1 protein-coding gene is annotated in these 1,955 nt (G+C 66.7%); it reads right to left on the minus strand.

The features are described from left to right. Positions 1-162: 162 nt before the first annotated feature. On the minus strand, positions 163-1,812 hold the full coding sequence (locus QMX83_RS21305; RefSeq protein WP_282298619.1) for a M28 family metallopeptidase: 1,650 nt from the start codon (positions 1,810-1,812) through the stop codon (positions 163-165). Between the last annotated feature and the right edge of the window lie 143 nt (positions 1,813-1,955).

Below are 1,955 nucleotides of genomic sequence, written 5' to 3' on the forward strand. Positions count from 1 at the left end.
GTAGAGCCACGCCCTGCGTGGCTGTGCATGGCCATCCGGCTGGGTCGAAGCCACGCAGGGCGTGGCTCTACGCGGTCAGGTCCAGTTGGTCGAAGCCACGCAGGGCGTGGCTCTACGCGGTTTCCGGTAAGCGCCCCACCGGATCACCGGTGGGGCGGGTCGTCATTTGCGCTCGGCGGCGCTGGCTTCACGCGGGGCGCGGAACTGGGAATCCTCGCTCCAGTTCGGCCAGGCGCGGGAATTGGCCAGCTGGTTGCCCAGCGTGTACACCACTTCCAGGTCGCGCGCGGCACCGGCGAAGGTCCAGTCCGGCTGCCACTCGTCACCCTGCTGGTGGTAGCGCTTGGCGGTGTAATCGTCGGACGCCTTCTTGCCGGCCTCCACGCCGCCGTCCACCCAGTCCTGGCCCGCCGAGTACGACACCGCCGGCACGCCGCGCTTGGCGAACGGGAAGTGGTCGGAGCGGAAGAACAGGCCGGCTTCCGGCTTCGGGTCCGGGGTGTAGCGGATGTCCCAGCCCTTGGCCACGTCCTTGAGCTGGTCCAGCAGCTCCAGCTTGGCCGAACCGTAGATGCCGAAATCGCGCGACGGTCCGAACGGAGCCATGCCATCCATGTTGATCACCGCCACCGTCTTGCCCAGCGGATACAGGGGGTGGCTGGCGTAGTACTCCGAGCCCAGCAGGCCCTTTTCCTCGGCGGTCACCGCCAGGAACAGCACCGAGCGTTCCGGACGCTTGGCCTTGGCGAAGCCGCGCGCCAGTTCCACCAGCGAAGCGGTGCCGCTGGCGTTGTCCAGCGTGCCGTTGAAGATGGTGTCACCGTTCGCGTCCGGCTTGCCCACGCCGATATGGTCCCAGTGCGCGCTGTAGATCACCGTTTCATCGGGGTGCTTGCTGCCTTCCAGACGCGCGGCGACGTTGTGCGAGGTGATCACCTCGGTCTTCACCGCGTACTTGGCGGTGAGGGTTTCACCCTTCAGCTCGACTGGCTTGAAGTCCGGCTTCTGTGCCTGCTTCTTCAGCGCTTCGAAATCCTGACCGGCGCGCTTGAACAGCTCCACCGCCAGGTCGCGCTGGATCCAGCCTTCCAGCAGCGGGTGTGCTTCGGCCGGGTTGTCGCGGACCACGTCGAACATGGTGTTGGTGTTGCTGCCAGCCACCGTGGCCCAGCCGTACGAGGCCGGCGCGGTTTCGTGCACGATCAGCACGCCGAGCGCGCCCTGGCGGGCACCCTCTTCGTACTTGTAGGTCCAGCGACCGTAATAGGTCATGCCCTTGCCGTCGAAGGCACCTTCGCCGGTTTCAAAGTCCGGGTCGTTGATCAGGACCACGGCAATCTTGCCCTTCAGGTCCACGCCCTTGAAGTCGTCCCAGTGCTTCTCCGGCGCATTCACGCCGTAGCCGAGGAACACCAGCGGGGCATTCTTGATGTCGACTTCGCTGGCCCCGTTCATGGCTGCGCGCACCGCGATCTCCTGACCCTGGGTCAGCGCCTGCGCCTTGCCCTTGCTGGCCAGCGAGAGGCTGGGGGTACCGACGATGTCGCCCTTGCGCAGCGGCACGGCCTGGGTCCACAGACGCTTGCCGTCCTTGAGGTCACCGCCCGGCTGCAGGCCGGCGTCGGCAAACTGCTTGCTGAGGAAGGCGATGGTCTTTTCTTCACCGGCGGTGGCCGGGGAGCGGCCTTCGTAGGCGTCCGAGGCCAGTTCCTTGACGTCCGCGGAGATCCGCGCGCCGTCGAATTTGGGCGTCGCCGCCATCAGCGCGCTGGACACCGACAGGGCCAGCACGCTCAGTACCACTCGTTTCATTGCTCTCTCCGCTGCACGGGGGACACACCCCATCATCCAACGGATCATAACCTGCACGCACCGCTTGGGCCGGCCAACGGCCGGCGCTACCAAGGCACGGTCGCGCGGCCCACAACACACGGCGCATCACCGGTAGCGCCGGC

The sequence above is a fragment of the Stenotrophomonas sp. PS02289 genome (genome assembly GCF_029960115.1).
In the GTDB taxonomy this organism is placed as follows: Bacteria; Pseudomonadota; Gammaproteobacteria; order Xanthomonadales; family Xanthomonadaceae; genus Stenotrophomonas.